The organism is Nonomuraea sp. NPDC048916, from assembly GCF_040649575.1.
Lineage (GTDB): Bacteria > Actinomycetota > Actinomycetes > Streptosporangiales > Streptosporangiaceae > Nonomuraea.
Window position 1 is genome coordinate 1 of sequence record NZ_JBEZFS010000228.1, and the last position, 452, is coordinate 452.

The 452-nt window shown below is 66.2% G+C and carries 2 protein-coding genes; both read left to right on the forward strand.

The features are described from left to right. Positions 1-262 (forward strand): 50S ribosomal protein L6 (gene rplF, locus AB0C16_RS40590; protein ID WP_357691530.1); only part of this gene is annotated, 262 nt, incomplete at its 5' end. A gap of 2 nt (positions 263-264) precedes the next feature. After that, on the forward strand, positions 265-452 hold a 188-nt coding region (locus AB0C16_RS40595), incomplete at its 3' end, for a 50S ribosomal protein L18 (RefSeq protein WP_357691532.1).

Below are 452 nucleotides of genomic sequence, written 5' to 3' on the forward strand. Positions count from 1 at the left end.
CGGTTACCGCGTCCAGGCGAAGGGCTCCAACCTGGAGTTCGCCCTGGGCTACAGCCACCCGATCCTCATCGAGGCTCCGGAAGGCATCACCTTCAAGGTCGAGTCGCCCACGAAGCTCAGCGTCGAGGGCATCGACAAGCAGAAGGTCGGCGAGGTAGCCGCCAACATCCGCAAGCTGCGGAAGCCCGACCCGTACAAGGCCAAGGGCGTCAAGTACGCGGGCGAGGTCATCCGCCGCAAGGTCGGAAAGGCTGGTAAGTAGCCATGGCATACGGTGTGAAGATCGCCAAGGGCGACGCGTACAAGCGCGCTGCTCGCAAGCGGCGCCACATCCGCGTCCGCAAGCACCTGTCGGGTTCGCCGGAGCGGCCCCGTCTGGTCGTGACGCGTTCCAACCGCCACATCGTGGCCCAGGTCATCGACGACATCGCGGGCCACACGCTCGCGTCGGC